Origin of the sequence: Coleofasciculus sp. F4-SAH-05 (assembly GCF_040222985.1) — a bacterium.
GTDB lineage: Bacteria > Cyanobacteriota > Cyanobacteriia > Cyanobacteriales > Coleofasciculaceae > Coleofasciculus > Coleofasciculus chthonoplastes.
The window spans coordinates 1-4,643 of record NZ_JAVKBY010000176.1 but is presented as its reverse complement, the minus strand read 5'-3'; the positions used below and the strand labels follow the sequence as shown (position 1 = coordinate 4,643).

Sequence of the window (4,643 nt, the reverse complement as noted above, 5' to 3'; positions counted from 1 at the left end):
TCTGGAGTTATCTAAATTAGGCTCAATACTTGGTAGTTTTCTACGGGTGTTTGGTTTAAGTATTGCCGCAAGGATAGATAATTGTAAGGTGTGTCGCGGAACTAAGAATCCCCGCACTTATAGGGCGGGGAGTGTCAAACTATAGTTTTTGGCTACTGATGATGAGGACGCAGGGAGTGCGGAACCTCTAAACCATGAGCGTTCATTAATGATTCATCTGCCATAATGTGCTGGGGAGTTCCATCAGCAATAATTCGTCCTTCATTGAGTAAAAGCACGCGATCGCACACTTCGATAATTAGTTCTAAGTCATGGGAAGAAATCAGAATGGTTTGCTGGGCGGTTTGGAGAAAGTTGATCACACGACGACGATAGCGCATATCTAGGTTCGCGCTGGGTTCATCGTACAGAACCAATTGGGGACGCATGGCTAACACCCCCGCGATCGCGACCATGCATTTCTCACCTCCAGAAAGATTGTGCGGTACTCGTTCTGACAACATTTCCACACCAGCCAGAGACAGCGCATCTTGAACCCGATACTTAACCTCATCCCCTGACATGCCCATATTCTGTGGACCAAAGGCGACATCTTCCCATACTGATGGTAATAATAACTGATCGTTTGGATTCTGAAACACTAAGCCGATTTCCGGGCGAAACTCACCCACAACGACGGGTTTTCCCAATAAGCTAATATCTCCAGAGTTTGGTGTTAAAATACCGCAGATCGATAGGAATAACGTTGTTTTACCCGCACCATTGGGTCCAATTAAACCGACTCGTTCTTCAGGATATATATTAAAATTGACGTCTTGTAAAACCTCAGGTCTATCCGGATAGGAGAAACTCAAACCAGAAATCGCGATCGCAGGTTCTCTAGCACTGTCTGGGTTAGATACAAGTTGTTGTTGTGGTCTCATAATTCGTCATTTGTTTATGTCATTCGTCATTGGTCATTCGTCATTGGTCATTCGTCATTGGTCATTCGTCATTTGTCATTCGTCATTTGTCATTCGTCATTAGTAAGGATTGGAGAAATTGTTTCCCGTTACTACCGCCTTTCTACCAAAATTTCGGCAACAACGAACCCAAGGGCGATCGCAACGGTTATTCCCAAAATAATTAAATCCCCACCAGAAACCCGATTTATGCTACTAGGCGGTTTACGATGTTTCAGGGTATAACCGTACCCTCGTAATATCATCGCTTGATAAACCTGCTGAGACTGGTTGTAACTGCGAACCAATAAGCTACCCACTAGAGACGCCAGCACATTCAGATTACGGCGAGACAAACGAGTCGCCCGAAACCCCCGCAATTGCATCGCCCGTTTCATTTTGATTAAATCTTCACCAAACTGTTCGATATAGCGGTACGTCAATAGAGTCATATCCGCTAATACAGCCGGAAGCCCCAGCGATCGCATGGCTTTGACGGTACTCAAAAACGGGGCTGTACCAAACAGAATTAAACTCACGGTGAGAATACATAAAAATCGAGTCGCAATCAGCGCTAGCGCCACGACTCCTTCTTGATATAGACTCAAAATACCTATCTGAATGATAACCGTACTACCCACGGTAAACGGTAAAAGCAGAGTAATCGCCAGCAAAAAAAAACCGGGGTAGCGCAGCCGCGATCGCAAAAACGAGAAGGGTAATCTGGAGAGGTGATAATACACCAGTGTCACGACGATCATCCCTGGAAGTAAACTTAACTCTTCAACAAATGAAAATGCAAAAATTAAGCTAAATAAGCCAATCAGTTTACAACGGGATTCCCAACGATGAATCGGAGAGTTAAAATTGGCATAAAAATCCAGTCCGTGTTTCATCAACTCTCCAACAATTCAGGTTTGACTTGCTTCAAAAACAGAGCCACGGCTGTCGTAAACGCACCCTCAATTACCATGAGTGGGATATGAGCCAATACCAATCCGTAAATTGCCATTTTTTCGGCTGATGCATCTATATTTGCGGGAATATTAGTAATCACTAAAGCGAAAAATAGCAAAGTTGCTATCCCCAAACCTCCCGCACCTCCGATAAAAGCAAAGATACCCGTCACCACTCGATTATCCTTATCGAATAGTAGGCGCAATTGAAATAGGTGATACGCCAAAAGTGCCGGTACGCCAAACATCGTGGCGTTTACTCCTAGCGTGGATAAACCACCATGCTGAAACATCACGGCTTGAAAGAATAAACCGATGAGAATGGCTGGAAACGCATAATATCCCAACATTGTGCCTAACAACCCATTCAGAATCAAATGGACACTTGTTGGTGGGATGGGAATGTGAATCCAAGAGGCGACAAAAAAGGCGGCGGTGAGTAGAGATGCTTTGGGAATACTCTCTTGGGGATTCGGATCTCGGTTAATTTGGCGCAGGGAGTACCAAGTGAAACCTCCTGTCGCTGCGTAACCTGTGATACAGACAGACGCAGGCAGGATGCCATCAGGAATATGCATAATTTTTGTGTAGTTTTGACCCTTCACATCGGAAAGAGGACAGGGCGCGGAGCCCTTCATGACCCTCGATATAACCGGGTTTGTCGGGGCGGGTTTAGGGACTTACGTTTCACAATTGATGATAACATTTATTCACAACCCGCCCTGATCTAATTGCTGATTTTTTTGACAATGAACAATGAACAATGAACAATTCTAACGTAATTGTGACCACCTACTTAGCCTGTTTTGTCCCTTGGGCAAAATAGAGTGCTGTACCGACAAAACCCCAGCTCACCGCAACTGCCATCACCACAATTTGGACGGGTGTGAAGGAGCCATTCGTGGATTGAATACTCATCACTTGACCATCTACAGTATTCTCTATTACTGATTGATCCTCACCCATAGAAATAGTAATCAAATCTCCGTGACCCGCTTGGCGAACCTGAACTGCCCATTCTCCCGGTTGTGAGCGATCGGGAGCAAAGACAAAACTACCATTTTCGTCGGTGGTTCCTTGCAACCAAGGAGTAGAAGGATTTTGGGGAGAGTAAACCGTCACTTGGGCATTGGACATGGGGTCGCCGTTATCAAAAGCCGCATCAATTTTAATTGCCTGGGTAGTTTCATAGTTAATATTGGCACCATGAGCCGTCGCTTTAGCTGACCAGCTCATAACTAACATTAGGATAAGGGGGACTAAAAATTTACTCTTCATCGCTCACATTTTCTTAATGTCTTAGAAACGGTTAAAACCCAGTTCGTGACCATAACTACTCTTTATCATTCGTTATAATTTTCCTTATCGCCAGCCAAATGACAAATGACATAAGACTAATGACATAAGACCAATGACATAAGACCAATAACCAATTTAACTGGATTTGTTGGCAACGGTTTGGATTTCTTCGCAGTGACCCTCACCGACATGACCTAAGCTAGGAAGAATGTCTTGGAGTTTCTGATACTCTTCTGGGGAAAGTTCTGACTTTAGCTGCTCTTGGTTTAACTCGAGTTTGCCATCGTTGGCTAGAGTCGCTAATGGCTCAAACCCTAAGGCACCAGTATTAATCGCATCATCAGCGGGTGCGCCGGCATCACCAAAGAGGTGATCAAAGTGGAACGTAGCTTCTAAGTCGGCGGTATCCCCTTGAGTGAGAATTCCCTTGCGTTCGTCGCCAACAAATTCCCCACAGACAAATTCTAAGGGCTGATTCAGGGCAATGGTAAAGTCAATGGTTTGCCCCTCTTTCTCGGCTGTTCCCATCATCACCAGGGTTTGACCTTCAGCTGGTCCCTCCTCGGCTTTGACCATTTTCCAGGATAGGGCATTATATTGTCCGGCAGGGGCATCGGCAACGTCTTCCACGAGAATAGGATCGGCATCTTCCCCACCTGCGGCTAAATCAACCGTGTGGGTTTTGTCAACAACTACTTTTTCTTTCGCTTGCACTTTACTACCCGCCTCAGCATTGAATGGTGGGTCACTTTGGTAAGCGGTGATATCAGCTAAGTTGACATAAACATGGTCAAAGGAGATTTTCCAGCCATCTTTTGACGTGAAACCCTGACGGACAAAATCCTCGCCATTCGCCCGGATTTCCAGGGTTCCACTCCCAAGACTAGCTTGAGTTGCACTCTGAGTTTCTGTTTGTGTCTGAGTCTCGCTGGTGGTTGGACTCTGGGAACAGCTAACTAGCGTCCCAGTTGTCAAGACCATCAGGCTCGTGAAAATGATTATTGGTTTCCTCATTGATGACCTTTGGCGGTTTGTACTATACCCAATTAAATCCAACAAGTTTTTGTAATAATTCGCAATACCCCTAGAGGGCATCTTCTGGGGAACAGGGAAGAACGATAATAGTAAAACCCGCTCCTAATACCGAGTTGCACTCAAACATAGTAGATAGGAGAAGCAGGGGAAGCAGGGGAAGTAGGAGAAGCAGGGGAAGTAGGGGAAGCAGGGGGAGGGAAAGTTATATCTTTAGAATGCAACTTGGTATAAAAACCCGGTTTTCTTGAGCGAAGCTAAGGGTCAACCCTCAGCACAAACGCCATTTATGGTAGGGGCACGGCAATGCCCATTGGTGTCAACTTAAGGGGAAATTTCCCCTTGAAATTACTCTCGGATTATCTCACCGCAAGACTTTCGCAGATTTTAAGCTAGTCTACCTACTGGAGTTAAG

The 4,643-nt window shown here is 45.3% G+C and carries 5 protein-coding genes; all 5 read right to left on the bottom strand.

All coding sequences use genetic code 11. The features are described 5' to 3' along the window. Nucleotides 1–152: 152 nt before the first annotated feature. Nucleotides 153–923: an energy-coupling factor ABC transporter ATP-binding protein gene (locus RIG27_RS20910; protein ID WP_446348334.1), complete on the bottom strand. Its 771-nt coding sequence runs from the start codon at nucleotides 921–923 to the stop codon at nucleotides 153–155. A gap of 131 nt (nucleotides 924–1,054) precedes the next feature. Next, a complete protein-coding gene (gene cbiQ / locus RIG27_RS20905; protein ID WP_446348332.1) occupies nucleotides 1,055–1,837 on the bottom strand; it encodes a cobalt ECF transporter T component CbiQ in 783 nt (260 codons plus the stop codon). Further along, nucleotides 1,837–2,475: a cobalt transporter CbiM gene (gene cbiM / locus RIG27_RS20900; protein ID WP_446348330.1), complete on the bottom strand. Its 639-nt coding sequence runs from the start codon at nucleotides 2,473–2,475 to the stop codon at nucleotides 1,837–1,839. The genes cbiQ and cbiM overlap by 1 nt, the downstream gene beginning before the upstream one ends. 214 nt (nucleotides 2,476–2,689) lie before the next feature. Continuing rightward, on the bottom strand, nucleotides 2,690–3,133 hold the full coding sequence (locus RIG27_RS20895; RefSeq protein WP_446348328.1) for a carboxypeptidase regulatory-like domain-containing protein: 444 nt from the start codon (nucleotides 3,131–3,133) through the stop codon (nucleotides 2,690–2,692). Nucleotides 3,134–3,331: 198 nt separating this feature from the next. Then, nucleotides 3,332–4,177 carry a DUF4382 domain-containing protein gene (locus RIG27_RS20890; protein WP_446348326.1) on the bottom strand — a complete coding sequence of 282 codons (846 nt, stop codon included), beginning with the start codon at nucleotides 4,175–4,177 and terminating at the stop codon, nucleotides 3,332–3,334. Between the last annotated feature and the right edge of the window lie 466 nt (nucleotides 4,178–4,643).

Excerpts from the sequence above, each read along its gene's own strand:
- RIG27_RS20910 (WP_446348334.1), bottom strand. The coding sequence starts at position 923 with ATGAGACCACAACAACAACTTGTATCTAACCCAGACAGTGCTAGAGAA.
- cbiQ (WP_446348332.1), bottom strand. The coding sequence starts at position 1,837 with ATGAAACACGGACTGGATTTTTATGCCAATTTTAACTCTCCGATTCAT.
- cbiM (WP_446348330.1), bottom strand. The coding sequence starts at position 2,475 with ATGCATATTCCTGATGGCATCCTGCCTGCGTCTGTCTGTATCACAGGT.
- RIG27_RS20895 (WP_446348328.1), bottom strand. The coding sequence starts at position 3,133 with ATGAGCTGGTCAGCTAAAGCGACGGCTCATGGTGCCAATATTAACTAT.
- RIG27_RS20890 (WP_446348326.1), bottom strand. The coding sequence starts at position 4,177 with ATGGTCTTGACAACTGGGACGCTAGTTAGCTGTTCCCAGAGTCCAACC.